At 55.1% G+C, this 23,618-nt stretch carries 13 protein-coding genes; 9 read left to right on the forward strand and 4 right to left on the reverse strand.

From position 1 onward, the window contains the following. Positions 1–379: 379 nt before the first annotated feature. From ACN0VM_RS16360 to ACN0VM_RS16390, 7 genes are all read left to right on the forward strand, one after another. Entirely contained in the window at positions 380–4,327 is a 3,948-nt protein-coding gene (locus tag ACN0VM_RS16360) for a glycosyltransferase (RefSeq protein WP_417451972.1), read from the forward strand. 132 nt (positions 4,328–4,459) lie between these two features. Then, positions 4,460–5,497 (forward strand): hypothetical protein, encoded by a 1,038-nt coding sequence (locus ACN0VM_RS16365; protein ID WP_417451973.1) that lies wholly within the window; start codon positions 4,460–4,462, stop codon positions 5,495–5,497. A 41-nt stretch (positions 5,498–5,538) separates the two neighbouring features. Next, a complete protein-coding gene (locus tag ACN0VM_RS16370; protein WP_417451974.1) occupies positions 5,539–6,771 on the forward strand; it encodes a glycosyltransferase in 1,233 nt (410 codons plus the stop codon). Positions 6,772–6,924: 153 nt separating this feature from the next. Then, positions 6,925–8,700, forward strand: coding sequence for a type I secretion system permease/ATPase (locus ACN0VM_RS16375; protein WP_417451975.1), 1,776 nt, complete (start codon positions 6,925–6,927; stop codon positions 8,698–8,700). Further along, positions 8,700–10,112: an HlyD family type I secretion periplasmic adaptor subunit gene (locus ACN0VM_RS16380; RefSeq protein WP_417451976.1), complete on the forward strand. Its 1,413-nt coding sequence runs from the start codon at positions 8,700–8,702 to the stop codon at positions 10,110–10,112. The genes ACN0VM_RS16375 and ACN0VM_RS16380 overlap by 1 nt, the downstream gene beginning before the upstream one ends. A gap of 14 nt (positions 10,113–10,126) precedes the next feature. Next, complete coding sequence (locus tag ACN0VM_RS16385) at positions 10,127–12,235, forward strand: DUF6212 domain-containing protein (RefSeq protein WP_417451977.1); 2,109 nt, start codon at positions 10,127–10,129, stop codon at positions 12,233–12,235. Next, a complete protein-coding gene (locus ACN0VM_RS16390) occupies positions 12,232–14,964 on the forward strand; it encodes a sulfotransferase (RefSeq protein ID WP_417451978.1) in 2,733 nt (910 codons plus the stop codon). The genes ACN0VM_RS16385 and ACN0VM_RS16390 overlap by 4 nt, the downstream gene beginning before the upstream one ends. Positions 14,965–14,966: 2 nt before the next feature. On the opposite strand, the gene ACN0VM_RS16395 is transcribed toward ACN0VM_RS16390, so the two are convergent. Both ACN0VM_RS16395 and ACN0VM_RS16400 read right to left on the reverse strand, forming a co-directional pair. Then, positions 14,967–15,728, reverse strand: a complete 762-nt coding sequence (locus ACN0VM_RS16395) for a Stf0 family sulfotransferase (RefSeq protein WP_417451979.1) — start codon at positions 15,726–15,728, stop codon at positions 14,967–14,969. A 76-nt stretch (positions 15,729–15,804) separates the two neighbouring features. Next, positions 15,805–18,483: a glycosyltransferase gene (locus ACN0VM_RS16400; RefSeq protein WP_417451980.1), complete on the reverse strand. Its 2,679-nt coding sequence runs from the start codon at positions 18,481–18,483 to the stop codon at positions 15,805–15,807. 171 nt (positions 18,484–18,654) lie between these two features. Between ACN0VM_RS16400 and ACN0VM_RS16405 the strand changes: the two genes are divergently transcribed. Further along, the gene (locus ACN0VM_RS16405) at positions 18,655–19,746 is read left to right on the forward strand and encodes a hypothetical protein (protein WP_417451981.1); all 1,092 of its coding nucleotides are present in this window, start codon (positions 18,655–18,657) and stop codon (positions 19,744–19,746) included. Between the two features lie 38 nt (positions 19,747–19,784). Here ACN0VM_RS16405 and ACN0VM_RS16410 read toward each other — a convergent pair whose 3' ends face one another. Both ACN0VM_RS16410 and ACN0VM_RS16415 read right to left on the reverse strand, forming a co-directional pair. Further along, positions 19,785–21,644, reverse strand: a complete 1,860-nt coding sequence (locus ACN0VM_RS16410) for a hypothetical protein (protein WP_417451982.1) — start codon at positions 21,642–21,644, stop codon at positions 19,785–19,787. Between the two features lie 82 nt (positions 21,645–21,726). Further along, positions 21,727–22,839, reverse strand: a complete 1,113-nt coding sequence (locus ACN0VM_RS16415) for a DegT/DnrJ/EryC1/StrS family aminotransferase (protein ID WP_417451983.1) — start codon at positions 22,837–22,839, stop codon at positions 21,727–21,729. A 664-nt stretch (positions 22,840–23,503) separates the two neighbouring features. Between ACN0VM_RS16415 and ACN0VM_RS16420 the strand changes: the two genes are divergently transcribed. Next, the coding region (locus ACN0VM_RS16420) for a hypothetical protein (protein WP_417451984.1) at positions 23,504–23,618 on the forward strand (115 nt) is incomplete at its 3' end.

Genomic DNA, 23,618 nt, shown 5'->3' on the forward strand with positions numbered 1-23,618 from the left:
TCGATGCTGAAGACACATCGGTCGGTGGTGAGACAGGCGTACTGCTCGCGACCGGTGGTGGCAACACCATCTTCGTTGTGGGTGTCACCGTTGGTGAGATCGCTGCAGCAGTCGACATCACTGCAGCTCCATAAGTCAACTGACATAAGCACCAAGAAACTGGGGGGAGCCATCGGCTCTCCCCTTTTTCATTTGTTTCTGATCACAAAGCCTGAAAGCTGTTTCGCGAATACGTCAGTTTCCTGTATTACTTTCGGCCGGTTTGCGGTAAGGGGAAACACAACATTGCGGACAGCTTATTATGCTTGTGAAGCGTGATTTCAAGCGCTGGCACAATGTGTCCTTCCCGGGGGCGGAGCGAGGAAAGTGAACAGCTATTATGTCTATTCTACAAAAAAAACACACTGACCAAGCAAAAGCGATATTAGGGACAGGCCTTTTTCTCCCCAATTGGTACAAAGCGCGGTATCGCCTGAAGATATCAAGGCGGTCAGCACTGGCCCGCCACTTCGTCAAGACAGGTTCTGGCAAGGGCTATTTACCAAACCCGTTGTTTGACCCTGCCTATTACGCGAGCCAGACCGGCGTCACGGACCCTGTGGACGCTATTCTTCATTTTGCGCAAGAAGGTTGGAAGCAGGGTGTTAACCCTTCGGCCGGCTTTTTGGTTGAACCATATCTGGTTGCCTATCCAGATATCGCGCAAACCGGCGCCAATCCGTTGTCTCATTACCTTCATTTTGGCCGAGCGGAAGGCCGTCAGGCCTTCGTCTCGCCCGGTTGGGATGCACGGCAGACTGTGCAGGATATGCGCATTCCGGATGAGACAGAAATATCGCCGCAAATGCGGGCGTTAGCAGACGGACTGGTCTCCTGCGGCGTGTTCGACGAGGCATTTTACCGGGCCGAATATGGAAACTATCTTGACGGGCGGGCGTGGATACATTCCGCACTACATTATGTCACGGTGGGAGAGTTGGCCGGATTTAAGGCAAACCCCTGCTTTGATCCAACATATTATGAGCGATACTTCAGCAAAAAGCGTCCCGCCAATCTGCTGCTTCACTATTTGCGAAAGGGCTGGAAAAAGGGGCTCAACCCCTCAGCATCGTTTAATACCCGCGCTTACCTTGAGGCCTATGCAAGTCATTTGCCGGCAAAAACCTGCCCTCTGGTGCATTTCCTGCGCGATGGGTGGAAGCGCGGCTTTACTGCGATCCCTGTCCAGCTTGCCGCCGAAGCCAGCCCGCTTGTGCACTATTTGCAGAGCGGGCAGCAGGAAGGCCTGACCGCAATCCCTGCACAGTTGGCATCTCCCGCACAGTCAGAAGCAGAGAAGGCAGCGATCTTTAGTGATATGATCGCCGTTGCGGCGACAGGGTTGTTCGATGCCGAATGGTACAGAAGTGTGAACCATGACTTGAAGAACAGCGGTGTTGCCCCGCTGGAACATTTTGTCCGCTATGGTATGGACGAGAAACGCAAGCCCAACACGTATTTCGATATCGCATGGTATGTGACATGTTATGGTGCAGAAATAGGCTCTGAAAACCCGCTGCTGTACTATGCCCGCAGAGGCTACCAGCAAGGTCACTGGCCGACAGAGACTTTCTCCCCCGAGCTCTATTTTTTGATGAATGCCGATGCAGTCAGGGGACAGGATGATCCCTTGCGCCACTACCTCAGCCACAGGCATCAGGATTACAGGCTGGCGCCTGACACAAATGATCTTGATGCAGCGGCGCTTGCATACCTTGCTATGCCGCGTGAAAAACAACTGGTGCAACTGGAGGCAATTGCCCGGAGCGGTCTTTTTGATGCGGCGTGGTATAATCAGGAATACGGTGCAAACCTCAGATGGGGCGCCAATTGTATCGAGCATTACCTGATATATGGCGGCACGGGGAAATATGGGCCCAACAGATATTTCGATACGCAGTGGTACAGGTCTCTTTACCGTGATGAGCTTGATGATCGCCACCCGCTTGTTTTCTTTGCAGAAACCGGCTGGAAGCTGGGTCATTCGCCGGGTATGGATTTTAACGAAACCGCCTACCGGGAGGCATACGACGACCTCGCCGATGTACCGACGAGCATGTTGTTCTATCACTTGCGCCGGGGTCAGGCGGAAGGCCGCCTCATTCCCGAGACCGAGACCGAGAAGGACGCCGGGGCAAAACACACATACCGGGCCGCGGGGGGTAAGGAGTACATCCCCGCAGCCATGCATGCGCTAACGCGTTTCGACCGTGTCGCACTCAAGCCGCAGGCCAAAGCGGTCAACACAGCGGCGCTTGATATCCACTGGGTGATTCCGGACTTTTCGGCTGGCGGTGGCGGACACATGACCATTTTTCGGATTATCAGTTTTCTGGAACGCCAGGGGCACAAGCTGACAATCTGGGTTCATGAGCCGAACGTGCACCATACCCCTGAGCAGGCAAAGAGCACCATCCGCAAGCATTTCCAATTTATCAAGGCGGAGATCAGGTTCGTGGATGCCAGCTTTGGTCGGCAGGCTGCTGGTGATGTGGTCATTGCGACAGATTGCTGGTCTGTCTGGCCGGTTCTGTCGGCTGCGAATTTTCTGGCACGTTTTTATTTCGTGCAGGATTTTGAGCCGTCTTTCCACGCGATGGGCGGGAAGTATCTTGCGGCTGAATTGACCTACAGGCAGGACGTTCACTGCATTTGCGCCAGCCCCTGGCTTGCGCAGAAACTGAGCAGGGAATATGGCCGCGAAACCAGCCATTTCTATCTGGCCGCTGACCAGAAGATATACACCCCGGCAGAGGAAAGCGCCGGGCGCGATCATGATCATGGGCCGACGGATGCCGGGCGCTTGCCGCGCATCGCGTTTTATTCCCGCATTTCCACCGACCGCCGGGCGGTGGAGTTGGGCCTGATGGGGCTGGAGCTGCTGGCGCGGCAGGGCGCTGAGTTCCATGTCGATTTCTTCGGCAATGATGTTCCGTTCATCGACGCGCCGTTTTCATTCACTGACCACGGTGTTGCATCCACGGCGGAGCTCGCGGCATTGTTCAAGTCTGCAGATGTGGGTGTGGTCTTTTCCGCCACCAACTATTCTCTCGTCCCGCAGGAAATGATGGCCTGCGGCTTGCCCATCGTGGAGCTGGACGGCGAAAATACCCGCGCCATATATCCCGAAGAAATTGTCAGTTGGGCCACGCCAGACCCGAAAGATATTGCACAAACGGTGCAGGCGCTTTTGGCGGAACCGGTACGTGCCGCAGCGCAGGCTGATGCTGCGCTCAAGTGGGTGTCGGGCTTTTCGTGGGAGAAGGCCGGCAGCGATATTGAACGCACACTGCAAGATCAAGCCGTACAGGGCGCTGAGAGGCATGCTGTTGCAGTATGTGATACCCCGAATGTGGTCGAGAAGGCCAAGGCGTCTGTTGTGATTCCGACCTATAACGCGGGCTCGCAGTTTGAGGCGGTGCTGGACGCAGTACTGGCCCAGCATACCCCGTGGCCATTTGAGGTGTTGGTAATCGACAGTGGGTCTGTTGACGGTACGCTTGATTTGGTGCGCGCGCGCGCAAGGGTGCGACTGCACGAGATCGACAAACGTGATTTCAACCACGGCGATACGCGCAACCTTGGGGTTGAACTGACAAGCGGCGAATATATTGCGTTTATCACCCATGATGCCTTGCCGGCTAATCAGGCCTGGCTGTTCAATCTGGTTGAAGCGATCGAGAGTGAGCCTAAGGCCGCCGGGGCCTTTGGGCGGCATTTTGCCTACCCTGACGCAAGCCCTTTCACCAAACGCGATCTGGATGCGCATTTCGCCAATATACTGGAGTATCCTCTGTTGGTTTCCCGCGATACCAATATCGCCCGCTACCGGGGTGGCGAGGCAGGGTGGCGGCAGTTCCTGCATTTTTACAGCGACAACAACAGCTGTTTCCGCCGTTCGGTTTGGGAGCAAATGCCATACCGCCGTGTGGTGTTCGGAGAGGACCAGTTGTGGGCGCACGACATCATAGAGGCTGGATACGCCAAACTATACGCTGCGCAGGCCGTGGTTTACCACAGCCACGACTATGATGAGGCGGAAACAGAGGAACGCAGCGCCATTGAAGCGAGCTTTTTCAAGCATTTCTTCGGCTACGAGCTTATCACCAGCGACACGCATATGGCGGAACAGTTGGAAGCGGTAAACAGATCTGATGAAAACTGGGGACACGTCCACGGCCTTGCTCAGGATGCGGTCGAAGAGCGCCTGCGGCTGAATGCCGCGCGCCTGAAAGGCTACCTGAGGGGCACAACCGCGGATACCTCAGCTATTTTTGACGAACAATGAAGGCACACCAACGGTAGAGATCACAATATCTATTTGCCACGTCTCGGTTCCACGCGCTATATGAAGGTCGCATGTCAGTGTTGCATAATGACCTCAACGATTGAGGCATCAGACAGGGACCCGGAGTAGCAGGTGGCTGTAAAATTATATCTCCATACCGGATATCCGAAATGCGGCAGCACAACTATTCAGGAAGCACTTCATCTTAACCGGGTTGCCCTGCGTCGCCGTGGGTACGGCGTTTGCGGACGGGACATGCAGTTGATGACTGCGCGGTCGTCCAAACGGTTTCCCATTGGCTTTTTCCGGCGCGGCTTTGATGCCGCGCGAGAAAGGCAAACGGTCGATTACCGTCAGGCTTTCAAGCTATTGGCCGAGCAGGCGGAAAAAGCAAAACTTAAAGCAGTGGTCTTGTCGGCGGAAAACCTCAGTGCCAGATGGGCACCTGCTGCCATTGCGGGCGCCGGTGACTATTTTGACTGCCGGTTCATATCTTATTTCAGACGTCAGGATGACTGGCTGATCTCAAGTTGGTCGCAGTGGCAGTTCAAGAGCGGCGAAAGCCTGGAAGCATTCCTGCTGCGCAAAACGCAGACCGGGCAAGCTCGTATCTACCAGCCTGTAATGGAAGCGTACCAGAGCGTATTCAAACATGAGCAGTTTCGTTTGCGTCTGTTGTCGCGTTCCCATCTTGTGGGCGGGGACTTGAACAGTGATTTCTGGGACGCGATCGAAGTGGACCCCTTGGGGCTTGAGGCTGCTCCCTCACAGAATGTCTCCTTCAGTGTACCACTGGCAACCACCTTGAAGGAAAGCGCCTATCTTTTTAATGACCCGCACGACAACCGCCTGACCGCCTTCATCGACGAGTATCACCAGCACCGGGCAGGGCGCAAACCTGACCCGCTGGGGCCTGCGCGGCGACGTGCGCTGCTTGAATGCTACGAGGAAGAGAACCGGTGGATTGAGGCGAAGTTTTTCCCTGACGGGCAATTGGGTCACTGGCGAGACATCCCGGAGCAGGACGAAGACAGGGCGCGGGCAATCCGGCAAGCTGACCAGCCCAGCCTGCAGGGCATGAGCGAGGTACTGAATATAAACCTTGCCGTGCTGCACAGCTTGCGACAAGACATTGATGATATTAAAAAGTCTCTCGGGTTAACCACCTGACACGAGAGGGGTGCCGCGGCACCGATAAGGGTATTCAGTTTATGAAAATTTTGTTTTCTCACAATAACTTTCCGGCGCAGTACCATCGCCTGCTTGGGTATATCAGCGGCATGAAGGATGTGCGCGCTGCGGCCGTGACGCTGGATGGTAACCAGAAAGAATTTTCGATACCCCGGGTGAAATTCAAACCTCACCGTGAGCCGGGCAAGGGGCTTCATCCAGCGGTGGTCGGTGTTGAACGTGCGGTGTTGATGGGACAGGCGTCATACCAAAGTCTGATCGACATGAAAAAGAAGAATGGCTCACCTGATATAATTCTGGCGCATTCCGGCTGGGGCGCCGGCATGTTCTTTAAGGATATATTCCCGGACGCCAAGCTGCTGAACTATTACGAATGGTATTATCATTGCCATGGCGGCGATGGCGAGTTCCTTGAACGCCGCCGCTACGATGCCAACGCGGAAATCCGTATCCGTATGAAAAATACGCCTATTTTGCATGATCTTGCGGCGCAGGACTGGGGGCAAAGTCCGACTCATTTCCAGAAATCCCGGTTTCCCGATATTTTTCAGAAGAACATCAGCGTCCTGCACGACGGTGTGGATGTTGATTATTTTTCTCCGGGCTCGGGTGTGAAGCTTAAAGTCGCTGAAGGGAAATACCTGACCGAAGATGACGAGGTCGTCAGTTACGTAGCGCGCGGCATGGAAGAGTATCGCGGGTTCCCACAGTTTATGGCGGCGGTTTCCAAATTGCAGAAGCAGCGGCCCAACCTGCATGTGGTGGTGCTGGGGGCGGACCGCATCGCCTACGGCACACGTAATGCTTCCGGCAAGGGGCTCAAGGAGCCGATGCTCAAGAAGTTTGAGTTTGATCATGACAGGCTGCACTTCATGGGTTTGCAGCCTCTTGAGTATTTGCGTGACCTGTTCCGCATTACCAAAGCGCACATTTATCTGACAGCACCTTTTGTATTGTCATGGTCCATGTTGGAAGCCATGAGTACAGGTGCACTTATTGTTGGCTCGGATACCGAGCCAGTGCGTGAACTGATCCGGGACGGCGAAAACGGTCTGCTTGTCGACTTCTGGAAGACCGACGCGCTGGTTGACCAGGTGGTGAGCGTGCTTGAGAACCCGGGCGAATATGAACATTTGAAATCCTCGGCGAGAAACCGCATTGTCAATCACTATGCCAAAGATGATTTACTGCCCAGATATTGGCGGATGATAACGGATCTGGTCGAGGGAAGAACGCCCAGCCTGACCCCGTAAACGTTTGAGTTGAGGTAATACGCTGTAGCGTGGTTACATATTCGACAGTCGGTATCGCTTGTGTTATCGACTGCTCTGCTCAAGCTGGTCGGACTTTTGGCGAAAGCTGGAATAAAGTGGCACAACATGCCGAAGTTGAATTGGAAATAATAGATGTCGGTTTACGACGAATTTAAAGCAGAACGACGTACCTATCTTAAGTCGATTCGAATGGTTGGTGTTCTGGCCATCTTTGGCAACCTATCCATGCTGGCGTTACCGGCCTTTATGTTTCAGGTCTATACGCGCGTGCTTCAGGCTCAGAGCATGGAAACCCTCGTGGCGCTCATGCTTATCTGTTTGGTGATTCTGGTTGCCTACGGCTTTCTGGAATCCGCTAAAAACAACATGCTGTCGCGCGCGGCGGTGCGGCTTGAAAGCAGGATTGCAGGGCCTCTGCTCGCGGGTGAGCTTGCCCAGCAGAAGGATGCCAACGGGGAAAGCCTGAAGGACCTGTCCTTCTTGCGCGCAACGCTTTCGTCACCAGCATATTCAGCGCTTTATGATTTGCCGATTATGCCGTTCTTCCTGTTTATCTTGTATTTTATCCACCCGCTCATCGGCCTTGTGGTGACAGTGGGGGCGTTGCTGCTTCTGGTGCTGGCCATCTGGGGGAACCGGGTCACCAACCCGTTTAACCAGGAAACCAGCGAGAACATGGTCAAGGCTTATCGCAGGCTAGACAGCCATATGCGGTCACAGGAAATTATCCGGGCGCAGGGCAGCTATATTGAGAGCGTCAATGATTGGGGACAGCATCAGGGTAAACATCTCGATAGCCATATGAAATCCTTCGATATGACGGCGCGTTTCGGCGCCGCATCGAAGTCGGCACGTCAGATTTTGCAGATATTGATCACAGCGGTTGGCGCCGCGCTGGTACTGGATGGTGATGCCGACTTTGGCGTGATCTTTGGTGCGGCGATTATTGGCGCGCGCGCGTTGCAGCCGATGGAGCAGATTGTTGGCGGCTGGCGTCAATTGATTATGGGCAAGGAATGCTATGAGCGGCTATGCCGCCGAATGGAAGAACTTCACTTGCCGGAAGACCGTACATTGCTGCCGCGCCCTCGCGGGGAGGTGACCATTACCCGGTTGGCCTACATGCCGTCTCCCAAAGCCGAACCGATCTTGCGCAATATCAACTGTATCATCAGGCCCGGTGACTGTGTCGCGGTAATTGGCGGGTCCGGTTCGGGCAAGTCAACGCTTGCCCGGCTGATGGTTGGTTATCTCGAACCAACAACAGGGCAGGTGAAACTGGACGGCACACCGCTCAATGTTTGGGACCCTGTCGCTAAGGGGTTGTTTATCGGGTACCTGCCACAGCAGCAGCAGCTTTTCGAATCCACCGTGGCTGAGAATATTGCCCGGCTGCGTCGTGACGACCCGCCCCACATGGTGATTGAGGCGGCCAAGCGTGCTGGCGTGCATGAGATATTGCAGGCGCTGCCGCAAGGCTACGACACCTTGCTATCGCGAAGCGGCTTCTGGCCGTCGGGCGGACAGGCGCAAATGATTGCCCTTGCACGCGCTATGTATGCCGACCCTCAGGTGGTTATTTTTGATGAGCCGGAAACCGGCCTTGATAGCCAAAGCGAAGGCATTTTCCACAAGGTTATGGAAGCGCTGCGCGAAGAAGGCAAAACAGTCATTGTGATCACGCACAGACCAAGCGCGCTACGGCATGTCAACAAGGTGATGTTCATGCGTGGGGGCCAGATACAGGATTTTGGGCCGCGTGATGAGGTTCTGAAGAAGAACGGCATTACCACCGTGGCAGGGCAACGGGGCGCCAAGGCCAAGCCGCCCGCACAGCAAAAAACCAACCCGGCTGAGCCACAAAAACAGAACCCGTCCGCGCAATCGAAAATAGAAAAAGCAAACTGATGGCAGAGAACGAAGAAAAAACGGGCGAAAGCACCGCAGTGGTACCGAAATCGGCGATTGCGCAGGCACTGGCAACGCCGATTGATCTGGATACCAGCAAGTCTTTCAAGCGATTATCGCTGCAGCGCTGGCATGACAATATCGATTATTCAGATAACAGAGCCCTGAAGCTGGCGAAAGTTGTCCTGTTCCTAGTGTTTGGCATTGGCGGGCTTTGGGCTGCGTTTGCGCCGCTTGGTGGCGCGGTTATTGCCACGGGGCGTGTTGCGGCGGAGAACCAGAACAGAGTAGTGCAGCACCTTGAAGGCGGTATTCTTACTGAAGTTCTTGTCCGCGAGGGTGAGCGTGTCGATGCCGGGCAGGTGCTGGCGCGGCTGGATACAAGCCAGATTGGTCCCCAGCTTGATAACCTGCGCCTGCAGCGCGCAGTCTTGCGGGTACAGCTTGCGCGTCGCCGTGCCGAGATAAAAGGCGCGAATTCCATCACTATGCCATCCTTTCCCGATGAAATGTTGGAAAACCCCCGGCTTCAGGAAACGATCGAAAGCCAGACAAGTGAGTTTTACGCCCTGAATGATCTGACCCAATCGCAGATCGATATTCTGGAAAACAAGATCAAGGCGTTGCGCGATGATATTCGCGGGCAGCAAGCCGTCATTGAGGCACGGACCAAGCAGGAAGAACTGCTGGCGCTTGAGTTGCGGGACTTCAAGGACCTACTGGAAAAGGGTCTGGTGCAGCGTACGAGAGTTTTCGCGACCGAACGTGAATTGTCAATTGTACGCGCAAACCTGAGCATAGCGAAACTGCAGATCGAAAAATCCAAGAATGAAATTGTTTCGACGGAAGCCCAGAAAGGCCAGGTGCGCCTTGAACGCCTTAAACAGGCTGAAGACCTGTCCATTGAATTGCAGAAAGAACTGAACAAGTTCGAATCCGAAATTGCTCGTTATGAAGATGTCTCGGAACGTAAACTGATCAAGGCTCCCTCAAATGGCACGGTGTTCCGTATCGCCAAGAAAACCATTGGCGCCGTGTTGGCTCCCGGTGAAGCCCTGATGGAAATCGTGCCGACGCTTGAAAACTTTCGCGTCGAAGCGCAGGTGGCTGTCCGCGATATCGAAGAGGTATATGTCGGCCAGGATGTCGAGATGCGCTTGTTGTCGGTGAAAAGCCGTTCCAAGCCGCCGCTGACAGGTAAGATCACGTATGTTTCCGCCGATGCTGTTGTGTCGGATGCAAACCCGCAAGGCAGCTATATTGCGTATATCGCAGTTGATGAAGGGCAGGAAACCAACTCTATCATGCCGGGCAACGTGGCGACGGTATTTATTAAAACAGAACCCAAGACGTTTCTGGAGATATTGATTCTGCCGATCAGCCGCTTCACCGAGCGCGCGTTCAAGGGCTAGGCCGAGAGGGACGCATGCCAGAGCTGAAGTTGACAACCGCTGCCTTCAAGACACTGTATGGTGGCGGTCAGATTATTGTGGTGGATGAGGCGCTTTATGAACCGCTCGTGGCGGTGGCGCCGACGGCATTGACACTGGTGTGTGCAACAACGGCCGGACAATTGTATCACCCGGGGGAACAGCCTGCTGATGCACACCTCGTGATGCCGGGCATGTCCTTTAGTGTGTGTGCATTCATCCTCACGGATGCATCAAAGGGTGTTTACGCTGAGTGGAGCGGCATGCGCCTGTTGGCGCAGGCATCGGGTACAGTCCCTGTACTGGTGCTGGAGCCAGCCGGGTCGGACACCGATGCTGACATGCTGAGGTTTATCGTGGGTGTGCAAAACGATCTTTTGCAGACAGCGACGGCCAGCGCCGCCGGGCTTGAAAAACAGGTGGTATACCTGCGCCAGTCGGCTGAGCGGATGATGACATCCCTCGCGCTGACGGAGCGGATACTTGATAGCCTGAAATATCAAGACCTGACCCCGGTTGCGTCGCTTGCACCCGGCCGTGTCGATGTGGGCCCGACAGACCAGACCATCTTTACTTATAGCCAGATAATACCGGTGGATGGCCTTGGCCTCTCCGCAGTGTCAGTCTATGTAAGCCGTGCGGCCAAGACGGAAGGGCACCTCAGTTTTGTCATGCGGCGCGTGGCTGACAACAAAAAACTGGCCGAAGCATCACTGGGCTATGGCGCGCTTGCTGTCGGTTGGTGCCGCGCATGCTTCGATGGTATAATATCGGACCTGATGGGCGACGTTGTCCTTGAGGTTATCTGGCATAGCACCAAGCCAAAAGCTGCACCGAAACTGGCCTTGGCAGGAGTGAAGGCGGACCGGTTCGGGCGTCAGGGCGGGAATGAAAGCCTTGCGCTGAAACTTTATAAAAGTATCTGCAAGCCAGACCTCGGCGCAGAGACGCTCAGGCAGCTGGATCTTGACACTGGGGTGAACGTGCCGTTGCTGCCCGGGGCCTTTCCTTCGCGTACAGGATTTTATGGCGGGCCCGAGCGGCTTGCCAATGCCTCCGCCGAGGTTGATTTTGCACCCTACCAGCGCTCGGATACCGATGGCTGGTTGCAGGCCTATATGGCATCTGACGGTGTTTGCGGCGTGACGCTTGCCATGCCACACGACGCCGGACCGTATCGTTATAAACTTGATGTCGAACTGATTGCCAATCATGGGCTCATCGCAAATATACGTGCTGTTTTTGTCGCTTCGCTGGATAATATCGAGGCACAGGTCCACGCATTGTCCCAGCCCGAAACCGATGGCGTAACACACCCGCCGCATACTGATATCATCATGATTGGCGGGGAACGCCGCACGCTGACGCTTCACGGGGAGGCACCGGCTGAGGGCATGGGCTATATCGTTGTGCTGGCGCGGTCGCTGGGTACACAGCACACGCGAGGCTGGCTCAGGCTCAACCGGGTTGATACCCACTATCCGATAACGCGTGTCGCTGGTGATAAGCCGGGCAAGTCAGGCGCGACACCGGGCGCTGAAAATCGTCGTTGGCTGGTGCGGTCGATGCGGTTGCCTGAACTGAGTGGATTGGTGGAATTTATTGACGGTGCAGACGCGCATGAGAGACTGGCCACCGAGCTTGGTTTTGCGCCGATGTTACTGGATGAAAACGGCGGCTACCTTCAAACACATCCGCTGAAACAAAGGCTGTCCGCTGCAGTGGTGCCAGCGTTGGCGATTACCGGCACCCAGAAGCTGGTGGCAACAGCGTGTACCGCCTATCCGGGCGCGCCGGACTTTATCTATGTGCTGGCAGCGGTGAAAACCGGCAGCATTGGCCGCAGGAACGCAATGAACAAGGTGGCCGAATTGGCCGCAGCCATGGACCCGGCGGAAGGCTCGCACCTGACCGACGGCATTACATGGACAGCCCGTCGCCTGGCGGCAACAGAAGAAGGTCGGCTGGAATTGTCCTTCACTGAAAACCTTGATGCCGCGCATGATGTCGTTTTTGCGGCTGTGCCAATTGACGGCGTTAATAGTTATGGCTGGTGTCGCTGGACTTCCTTAGGGTTGATCTGTGAGGATGAGGACATCGCATGAGCGGGGTGGCATCACCTGTTGTTGATCAGCTTGGCAGCGGGAGCGCGTTAGCGGAAGCCCTGCCGCCCATGGGGGTCGTAATCCCGGCCTTTGGTCACTCACGCTTTCTTGGTGAAGCTATCATCAGTGCGTGTGGTCAGGAGACCGAACGGCCAATTTATGTGGTGGTGGTTGATGATGGGTGTCGTCTTCAAGAGACCGCCACCACGGTTAACAACCTGATGCATGAATATCCCGGCAAGCTGTTTTACCTTCGCCAGAAAAACACACGCTTGCCCGGCGCGCGCAACACCGGTGTGCGGTTTCTGCTGGATGTGGTTCCTGATATCGATGCCATTTTTTTTCTCGACGCTGATAACCGGCTGTCCCCTTTCTCCCTTGAGGCATATCGCAAGGCGCTGGGCGATGATGAGACGGTCGGCTGGGCGTATCCGGATATCTCCTTCTTCGGCCTTTCATGGGGGCGGGGTGGCTTTGATACCCGTGAAACCGCACCTGACTATTCTGTGCTGAAGCATTTGAACGGCAACATATCGGAAGCAGGTTCACTTGTGCGTGCCGGGATGTTTCGGGACGGCGTCTTCTATGACGAAACCATGCGTTTCGGGTTTGAGGATTGGGACTTCTGGCTTGGGGCTTTGCAGGCAGGATACCGGGGCGTGAGGGTGGCTGACGCCGGTTTCCTGTATCGCCGCCGAGCCGAAAGTATGCTGGCAGATTCGCGCCGGGACGAAGACTTTCTGCTTGAGCACATGAAAAGCAAACACAAGGCGCTATACGAGCCAGATAGTCTGATGCGCGCCCTGCACGATGAAGCGCCGACGTTTGCGGTATTGTGCAATGACCGTGATGACGTGCTTTTGTTCGCGGACCCGGATGCGGTGCCTCATGCAATGTCGCATTCTGCCTTTTGCAACAGGCTGGTTCAGTGCCGTGTCAGCCCGCGGGAGCATTTTTTCCCTGAGAAGATAGTGCTTTGTTCCAGCACTATCTGGGATGCCCTGTACGCAGGTGCCAGACCATACTTGCGCTGGTTTTTCTGGCAGCTTTTGCGGCAAAGCGGCGACATTAACGCGGTTACCTTTCATCATGGAGTTGGTGTGGAGTGGCTGGGCACAGCCCCGGCGGCACACACCCATATGGTTGTTGTGGGCGGGCGACGCTTTGAACAAATGGCGTGGAATGACCAGGATGAAACACTGCCCGCCGTTCAGGCATTACCTCACGCTGTTGCTGCGTTCCCGGTCCAGAACATGCCGGACCCCGCAGCCCTTGATATCACTGGGATGATGACATCCATTACCGCACAGTTGCCGCGTGGCGCTACATGGTTACGCCACGCTGACCGGCGTTACGCCGGACCTGACGCGCGCATGCTGTATAAAAATATCGTGGTACCCGCCTGTTCTGCCGATGAAGAATATTATCCGCCTGTACCTTGGGTGAAGGCGCCGGGGGAGAAATGGTGTGCGTTTCTGGTAAATGAGCATAACCGTGCATACGGAGGTCTCAATCGCAGGCTGTCACAGATGCGGGCAAAGGGATACAAGATCCTGCTTATCGCTGAGCGCCAGCAAGGCGTAGCGCCGTCGCCCCATATGGCAGAGTTGATGTCTTGCGTGGACATGGTTGTCCCTGTTGTGCTTGAGCATGCGGCCGGCACTGGCCGTTTCTATCTTGGTCGGTCTGTTCCCTCCGTTATGACGCCGTTGCGACAGCTTGAAATTGAAACCCTTGCGGTGCACTTTGATCTCCTGATTGCCGACTTCGGTTCAACCGGGGTCGAGGCCTTCGGTGCTGTGCGTCACAGGCGGGCGAAGACCCACCTTCTGCTGCCGTCATCATTGATTGCATCACGTGTGATGGAAGATTACGGCCGCCTGCTGGCGTATGAACATGCGATTGATACCGTTGTGACCGATAATGTCGGACAGGTTTCAGCCGTGCTTGCTGCACAAGGGTTGCCCACCGAGAAGGTGGCCGATGAAGACCACTTTTTCAGTGCACTTCCTCCGTGCAGCCACAAATCGCCTTCACCGGCGGTGATGGCAAAGCCGCTGAACTGGCAACCGCGTGACGGTTATGTATTTATCGTGACCTATGGCCGAAGTGGTTCGACCTTATTGCAACGTATCTTGCAATCAGTCGATGGATATTTCATGCGGGGTGAAAACGAGAATACGCTGTATTCAGTGTATACAGCGTGGCAGCGTGCGGCAGGTATGCGCCAGCGTTTTGATACCCGCCGCAAGGTACCTCCCCATGGTCCCTGGTATGGCGCCGACGAGGTGGATGCAGATGCCTTCGCTGCGCGGATGATCGACGCCTTTGTTGCAGAAGTGATCCGCCCGCCGGAGGATGCGCGGCTCGTCGGGTTCAAGGAAATCCGTTACGGTGACCTGACAGAGGATGACCTTTACGGTTTTCTGCAGTTTATGAAGCGTTTCTTCCCGCGTGCGCGTTTTATTTTCAACATGCGCCGCTGGCAGGGGGTTGCCAAATCATCGTGGTGGCGGGACATGGAGCCCGACTATGTGCAAAACTTCGTCACACGAAGTGACGAGGTGTTCACCCGGTTTGCAAGCGATAATCCGGACCAGTCCTGCTTGCTGAGGTACGAAGATTACGCCGGAAATGCTGCGGGATTATCGAAGATGTTTGAGTTCCTGGGTGAACCAATGAATGTAGACATGGTCGCCAGTTTGATGGCGCATAAGCTAAAACACTAACTCTATATTTGGGCGGCGGTGCGTGCCTCACGCCGGAAACGGGCTTCATATTCTTTCTTGATCGGGTCTGCCTGTTTCTTGAACTTTGTTTTGTCCTGTTCGATGTCGTTGAAGGGTTCGCCCAGATAATCCGCCAGCCGCTGCATATGGGCTGAAGGCTGGCTGATGTAATCCTCGTACCATAGGGCATGGTACCGGATGCCAAGAAGGCCCAGCGATACCTCAGCCTGCCCATTATGTTTGATGATCGAGGCGACTATGTTGGCGATGGATTCAAAATCATAATCGGGTGTTTCGCCTTTTGCCTCATGGAATGAGGCCCACTGTTTGTTGTGATGCGCGATATAGTGAGAGACTGCCTGCGCGACAATATTCTTGCGTTTGAGCCATACGATGTAGGAGCCTTCCTCAAATGCATCCAGCAGGCCGAATCGCTGCACCATATCAAGTTGTACGCAGCCCACTTTAGCCCCCCAATGCGGGGTTTTGCAGCCTTTGCGCATCAGGCGGACATATTCTTCGAAATTCTTGAGGCCGCGCTTGTTGGTCGCATTTGTGACGTTCTGGGCGTTGAACATCTCGTTTTTCATGGTCAGCGTCGGTAGCTGCTTCATCAACTCTACAAGATAGTTGGAGCCGCAGCGATTTGAGAACAGCACGAAAACCCCTTTTCCGGGCAAGGTGCCCTTGATCAGCGTTTTGTCCCGATCCCCATTATAAAGGGCGAGGATTTCTTTTTCGTGCTGGTGTATTATGGGGCGCATAAACTGTCTCATGAATTTTCAGGTCGGTCGTTGTTGTAACGCCCGTAGGGGAATGACTGCAAGCCTCAAGCCGATATCAGTCACCGGCGGCATAGAGGCCAGCCTCCCCAATCAGGCTTTGGCCCTGCTGGTCCATTTGCAGCATAAGCTTTTTGTGGGCTCCCGCCGTCAGTTTGACCGGGGGCGTCGCAAGCAGGAAGTCGTTGACTTTATCAGGGAAGTTTTTCCATTCCTGCGGAATGACAAGGCCTAGTCCTGCATCACGGATACGTTCTGCAGGGGCGCCTATGTCAAAGACCACAGGCGGAATGTTCAGCCTGAATGCGACGGAAAGCGCATAACTGTATGTTTCAGGCCAAATGGACAACAGCATCAGGTAATCTGGCCGGTAGGTGCGCAGCATGTCGGCACAGACGGCGTCATCATCGTATTTACCCATGATGGTCAGGGTTTCTATGCCGCCTGATCCGGTGTCGGAATAGCCAAAAAGCCGATAGGCGATTTTCAGGTCACGGGCCCATGCGTCGCGCGCGCAGGATTCCATCACGGCTCGTCCCTTGTGTGGGCCGACCGCGCCGATAAAGGCAAGGCGCAGGTTGCGTGTGCTGCCGGGATTGCCAGGTTTACTTTTGGCTGGCGGGCCGAGGTCGGCATATTCCCTGTGTGGGACGGTCTCGCATTTCGCTTCCCCCAGGAAGCCGTTGGCGCGGGCGGCGGCGTCACGGGACGGCGCAAAAACACGGTTGGCGCCACGAATAAAATCCCCGTACCGGGATTGGTAGGTGTCGATATCAACCCAGCCATTCACCGGTGGGTATTTCGCCACACAGGCCTTGCAGCCCTCTGGCCCCGGTTCGCCGCAGTAGTCCCCGGCGGGGGTGACAAACTGACCGTGAGCGCACAGGGGCGCATAGTCGTGGAAAGTAAAATAATACGGTACAGCGGCCCGGCAAACGAGGTCCATCACCTGGGCACGGGCTGCGTCAGTGAAAGCGACAAGGCTGTGGATATGAATAAACTGCGGTGAAAGTATACCGATAATCTGCTGCAGGAATTCAAAATCGGCATGGACGTGAAGTTCCTTGAGATTCGGCGTGAAGAAACCGTCCCGGGCATCAAAGGTGACATATTCGGTCATATGTTTGACCGACCGCAGCACAACGACACCGATGCCGCTTTTGGCAAGGTCAGACTTCAACTCCTGAAGGTTTTTTTCAATCCCGCCGCCCCAGTCATGGGATATGAAAAGCGCGACATTGCCCATAGCCTGCTTGAGCCGCATTGCATCAAGCCGCGCGCGAGACCGCGCACTGGCATCTCTCGCGATATAGGCGTGAACGTCTGCCATGTAGCCGGGGTGTTTCGCCGACAAAGCCTTCAGGCCTGCTGCCTGCAGTGATTTTGCATCTTCGGCGAAGGAGACTTCACCATGGTGAGTCACATAAATGTCGGTTGCCAAACTGTTGCGCCAGCCTGCTTGCCGGGCACGTACACAAAAGTCATTTTCTTCGCCGTAACCGCGCTTGAAGGTTTCCTCGTCAAAGGAACCAATGGCATCCAGTGTCGCACGGCGGATATAAAAGCAAAAGCCCACCCCGGTGGGGACGTCTATCAGCTCGCCCTTATTTGCCGCATAGGCCGCCCGTGCCAGGGCTGCGCCCTCGCTTTCAAGCTTGAAATGATTGTTTTTCAAGGTTTCCGGGTAACTGCATATGGTGGCATTGTTGGAAAGTGGGGTGATAGTCGCCACGTCCGGGTTGGCTTGCGCGTGCGCGAGCAATCGGTCCAGCCAGAAGTCATATACTTCTGTATCGGCATTCAGCAGCACTACATCCCGCGATGGGTTGAGCGCCATGCCCCTGTTAACTGTACCGACAAAACCTTTGTTATTGTTATTGCGCAGCAGAGTGAAAAGCCCCTTGTCAGCAAGCTTGACAAGTTCTGCCGAAAGCTCCGGCTGTGGGCTTTCATCGTCAATCACGATCAGGTTGGCCGATGTCTTGTTCTGTGCACACAGTACCGAGACAAGGGCGCGCAGCGTTTCCGCATATCCCCGGTAAACCGGCATGATGATGTCGATTGCATCTTCGTCGCCGCGTTTCAACAACGGCCGCGCGCGGGACCAGTCTGCCTCGGCTGGGGCTTGAAGCGGAGCAGGCATGCTGAGCCCAAAGCGGTTAGGCACCAGAACGCCCTCTAGCCCCTGATCAAGAAAGTCGATCACCGGATTTTTTGCGATATTGCGAGTGTCGCGAATTAACTTATCAAACAGCGGAATGTCAAAACCATAGGACGGGCTGCGGCCATCCCGCCACCCACGTTCACAGAAATGTCTTAGCGGATTGGTTCCCGAGGGCAGGGGCGGTTTACGCGTCAGGTAATAATCGGCATCAAAATAGCCGGATGCTGCCACACGGGCCATCTCATTACCGTGGCTATCCAGCGTCTCCGAACCCTTGCGGTCTGGTGAAGGCAGGGCCCGTTTTTCACGCTGACCACGGCTTACGTAGTGAAGGAAAGGGTTCAGCCCCGCGCCGCGAATATCAGGGTATGTTTCAAGATAGGCGTTGGTCGAAAACCAGGGAGCCGGGTCATAGCCCTGTTTCCATCCATGGCGCACATAATGATCAAAGGCTGATGATGCGGTTTTGGGTACGTCCGCGTAGGTTGTGGTATAGAAGGTCGCATCGAAGTTCTTCCGGCCCAGCTTCAGCGCTTCACGACGTTCACGCCAGGAATGAAAAAACTTGAACATCAACCATGCCTTTGAGTGTTGCGGCCGGACCAGAATACAGGTTTAAAATCATACCTGTTTGGCCTGACGTTATCCGTCACAACGTTTGGTAAAGTCAAGCAAACTGGTCACAGAGGTCAGGCAGTGTTAATCATGCTGGCGTCAGCTGGGCGCTAATCGGGGGCACAATTCATGATGGTTCAGAACACGGTCCTTATCACCGGGGCTGATACAGCCGCCGGGCGCGTTTTTGCGCAGGCGCTGGAATATGAAAAATCGGTGCATCTGATCACGCTGCCTGACGCTGCCACCGGTATTGGTGCGCCCACGCATTCAGGCACCAGGCTTTCACCTCTTGCTTCGCACGGTTCGGATGCGATGAAGGGGATGTCGGACTTGCTGTCCCGCCACGAGGTTAAATTTATCATTCCCGCAGGCGAGGTATGGCCCGGCGTGTTGGTTGGGCCTGTGCAGGTGGCTTCGGCCCCTGCGGCTGCGGCCCCAGTCGTGCCTGCGCTTAAAGCTCGGGTCGTTGCACCTGTCCCCGCGGCGGCAGAGGGCGATAACGGTGACCCTACTTACCTTTGTTTTACCGATCGCCAAGGGGGGCTGGTCTACTGCGGCTTGGTTGAGCGTAGTCCCTGCGGTACCCGTTTGAGCCACGTCAGCGCCACTACGAAAGTTCGGGACGCAGCGGCTGCGCTGGCAGGCCAGCGAGAGCTGCGCGGTGCATGGGCCATGTCAATGGCGGGCGACCGTAGCGGTGAAAGCCGACTTGTGGCAGTGACCCCCGCCGCATTGGCTGCACACCGGCTTTTTGGGGCAAACCTGACCTTGTTGGCGCTTTTTGATATGCAGGAGAAGCCCGTCTCTGTACTGCCTGCGATGCTCAGCCAGGCCCGGTTTCTGGACGACAAGCCTTTTATTCTGGGCGCCTGGAAGACAGTGTATCTTGATCTGGATGATACCCTGATCGTGCACGGAAAAGTCCATAGCTGGGGTATCAGGTTTCTGGAGAACGCCAGGAAACACCAGATCAAGGTGCGGCTGATCACGCGTCACTACCAGCAGCCGGAACGCACGTTAGCGGATTTCGCTATCCCGCCTTCCTATTTTGATCAGATTATCTGGCTGGAGAACGGCGAGCCGAAAAGCAGCGTTATGACGACCGAGGAAACAGCGATTTTTATCGATGATTCGTTTAAGGAGAGACAGGAAGTCATGCGGGAACGCAATCTTCCCGCCTTCGCGCCGGATCTTTTGCCCGCGTTGATGCGCCGTTAGCGTTTTCCGCCGCCGCCTGTTTTGATATTGACGCTGGTTTAGTCGCGGCCGGAGCTGGTTGCCGCACAGATGTCGGCATACTGCCAGCACTTACGGTCGCTTGCCTGAATGTCTTCGTGATTTTTATACAGGTGCCGCATGATCACGTCGAATTCTTCGGCGTCCTGCCCTTCCTCTACAAAAAAGGCTTTTCCGGGGTCGCCGTCCAGGATGTTGCGGCTGATCTGAACCCGGAGACCGGGATCATCCACAAGGCGTACAACGGCTTTCACGTATTCATCCACATTGTTGGTGGTCAGCCAGTCGGGCTGGGCCAGATCACGTACCAACGAACTGTCGTTCGCTGTGTGGGGTTCATCCCCTGTCATATTGACAATCGGAAGTCCCTGCAGTGCGGCGTCCACAATGCCGTTGGTGGCACCAAACGGGAATGAGCTGAGGAATATATCACAGTCGTTCAGGTCACGAATATACTGGTTATAGCCTTTGCGCGGCAGGACCTTGTCAAGGGGCATGATGTCGGCGTACCTGCGGGTCATGGCCTGATGCAGCAAACCTGCTGCGTTGGGAAAGAACCAGAACTCCACAGGTGTCTGCGCCAAGTCACGAATGCGGCGGCAGGTGTCGAGGAATGTGGGGGTCAGCTTGCGGGACCAAGCCGGAATGGCCAGCCTGACAGGAGAAGCATCGAGCCGTATATTGGGCGCGATATGCTGTGCATCGGTCCGGTGGGTAAAATAGGGCTTTGTCGGCCGTAGCATGATTTTTTCGGAAAAAGTATTTTCATTGCGCATCAGTTCATCGGGCATGATGACATAATCCATGGCGTCTGACATGGAGGTGGCCGGATGGCCGATCGTCATGGTTTGAATAGGTGCCAGTTTCAGCGAAGACAGGACAATACTGGAAAAGCGCATGCCGATGCTGGGATAATAAATTATATCAGGGTTTAGCTTTTTGACCTTGTCGATCAATAGCTGAGCCTGTGTATGTTTGAACTCTACCGACTCCACCTTGTGCGCCAGCGATTTCAATTCAGGATTCAATTTTGTGTCTGCGATGAGCATTGTGGTGTCGAATGATTTTTTGAGCGCTTTGATGGACGGCCCGTAACAGCGGTGCATCGCATGGCCCGCGTTATAGAGCTCGGCAAATATGACAAGCTTTGGACGTTTTTTCTGGGCCCGTTTTGCAGGCAGCTGCACATCTTCGATCTTCTGGCCACCCAGCCAAGTGCGCACGACGTTGTTAAAACAGCGTTTGATATCATGCTTGTGTGCCGCTTCAGCGTAACTGCAGCCCATATAGGCAGGTCCCACTGTCCAGACGGTGTAGGGCTGGGCCACGACATCTTTCCAGTGATCGCCAAGCGAGAGCAGGCGGCTGCGGATATCTTCCGCCCGTTTGGTGTAGACCATTTGCTCGGACAGGAAACCGAACAGGGTAGGCAGGGAATGTTTGGGTTCCAGCTTCAGCAACAGATTCAACAGCAGTCCGTTCATGGTGTTGATGGAGATGCCCGCAAACAGCTTCAACAGGTCGGCCCGTTTATAGGTGTGTTGTTTGCCCTCATGTTCACCGAACATGGCAGGAAGGTGATCGGTACCGCGAAAGCCACTTGTTTCGAAGATCTGCACCATGGCGCGCTTGAAGCGGTTCAACTCCAGAATAAACGCAAGCGACGGGTTGAAGTCCGGGTCGGTAAGCAGGGTGGTCAACGCGCTCGCAATCCGGGTCGCTTCCTTTTCAGCGACGACATTGACTATGTCGGACCGGCCACCAAAGCCCGCTTTGCCTGCCTCGACATTTTCAAAAATGGTTTTAAGCGGCTTGCGGGCGTCTTCATATTTTTTACTGACGACACACGCTTCCAACGTCTTCAAGGGTTCGACAAACACTTAAATCTATTCCTGTATAATTGATAACGGCAATGTGCCACTTGGCTCTTGTAGCGAGAGGTGTCAGGAAAAGCTACCCCGGCTAATCGCTGACGGCATGGATATGGTGCGCGACCATGGCGATGTCATTTTCATCGAGAAAAGCGTGGAAGGGCAAGCCCACAAGCCGGGGCTTGAGGCTTTCTGTGACCGGTAGGGCAGTCCCCCGGTCGCCTATGATTGCCGCGCCAGCATAGGCTTCATGCTCCTGCACGGGGGGGAAATACCATTTACGGGTCTGTATGGCATTTTCCGTCAGGATGCGGGTCAGCTTTTCTGCATTTCCCCGCGTATCATAAAGTAGTGTACCGGGCACGTGAGTTGATGTTGCGGGGTGAAAGTGCTCACGACCAAGGTATTGGATGTACTGGTTTAGTACATTTTGACGTTTTGCCTGGACAGCGGTGAAACGCTCGATTTGTGCCAGGCCATATGCCGCCATGGCTTCCGGCATTTTACCGTTGGTGCCCACAGCACGGCTGGTGCCGTCGTCAAATGCGAAATTGGAAAGCTTCTGACATTGATCGAGCAAGGCGTGGTCGCCTGTCACCAGCAAACCGCCCTCGCCAATGCCAAAAGGTTTGGTCGCGTGAAGGCTGAACACAACAGGGATTTCAGGATGGATCTGCTGGTTCCCAAGGGCTGCGGCTGCATCTACAAAAACCGGGATACCGGTCTCTGCCTTGAAGGCGGCCCAGCCTTCCATGTCCACAGGGTAACCGTATATGGCCACAGGCATGACGGCGTCAATCTGCCCGTGTTTCAGTGCCGCTCTGGCAATCTCCGGGGTTAGGTCCCAGGTACGGTCATCCACGTCCGAGAACACCGGCTTATGGCCGGTAATGGCAATGGCGGATGCGGTTGCTGAAAATGTCAGCGCAGGAAGAAGTACGCGTGCGTTGTCTGGGAGACCGCTTGCCCGCAAAACCAGTTCAAGTGCCATGGTTGCTGATGAGAATGTCGCAGTCAGGGGCGCGCAGGTGCAGGCTGCAGACATGTCACCGAGCAGTTGGCCCATGCGCGTCTCAAATTCGTTGACGAGCGGGCCGAAGTTTGAATACCAGCGCGTTGCATCCATTCTTTGCAGATAAGGGATAACGTCTGCCGTGCCAGGCAGGTCGGGCACAAGGCATTTGATTTTCCAGTCGTCGGGCACGCTTTTGCCTTCCTTATTAATACGGTTAGCCCTGAAGCGCGTATATCCTGACCCAAGGCGTTGCGCAACTGCTATCGCTTGGAATAGGGGCGATGCAGGTGTTGATTCGGCTGTGGCACACGCGGCTTTCCCCGATGACAACAAAATCAGGGCGTGACCAGGGCTCTCGGCAACCACCTCCTGCCTGCTCGCCTAAAATAATTATAGGCTTGCGCGTGTGCTCGCACATTAAAGAGGGCGCCGCGCAGGATATACCGCGCGTACTATGGATGACAGCAAAGCTCGCGCGTCGCGAAATGACCGGCATCAAATATGGTGTTTTATCAAGCCGCGCGGCGCTTTTGCCGCCGTCCCGCGATAAGGGAGCCTCCATGTCTGAAGGTGCACGCTTGCGACTTATTTATTAAAGAGTGCACCTGGCATAATCGCCGACCGGTTCCGGCTCTATTTGCTCTGTTATCGGCGAAACTGCCATAAAGTACGTAATTTCTTGTTTTTTTTGGATTGTGTTCCGGAATTTCTGCCATTAGTATGGCCGCAGTTGAAAGCAGCGTGCGGAGGAGTGCGCAGTTGACAACAAGTGATTATTTTAGTTAACGAGGGACGAAGGGCATGCTCAGATGCCCTCTAAACAGATTCTCTTGGTGCTTTTAGGAGGAACACTATGGCTACTAATATTGAGTTCGGCACGACCGGCAATGACACGATGTTCGGTACAACCGCCGATGATGTCTTCACCGGTGGTGCAGGCGACGACCAGCTTTCTGGTGGTACAGGTA

The organism is Kordiimonas sp. (assembly GCF_048260245.1).
Classification (GTDB): Bacteria; Pseudomonadota; Alphaproteobacteria; order Sphingomonadales; family Kordiimonadaceae; genus Kordiimonas.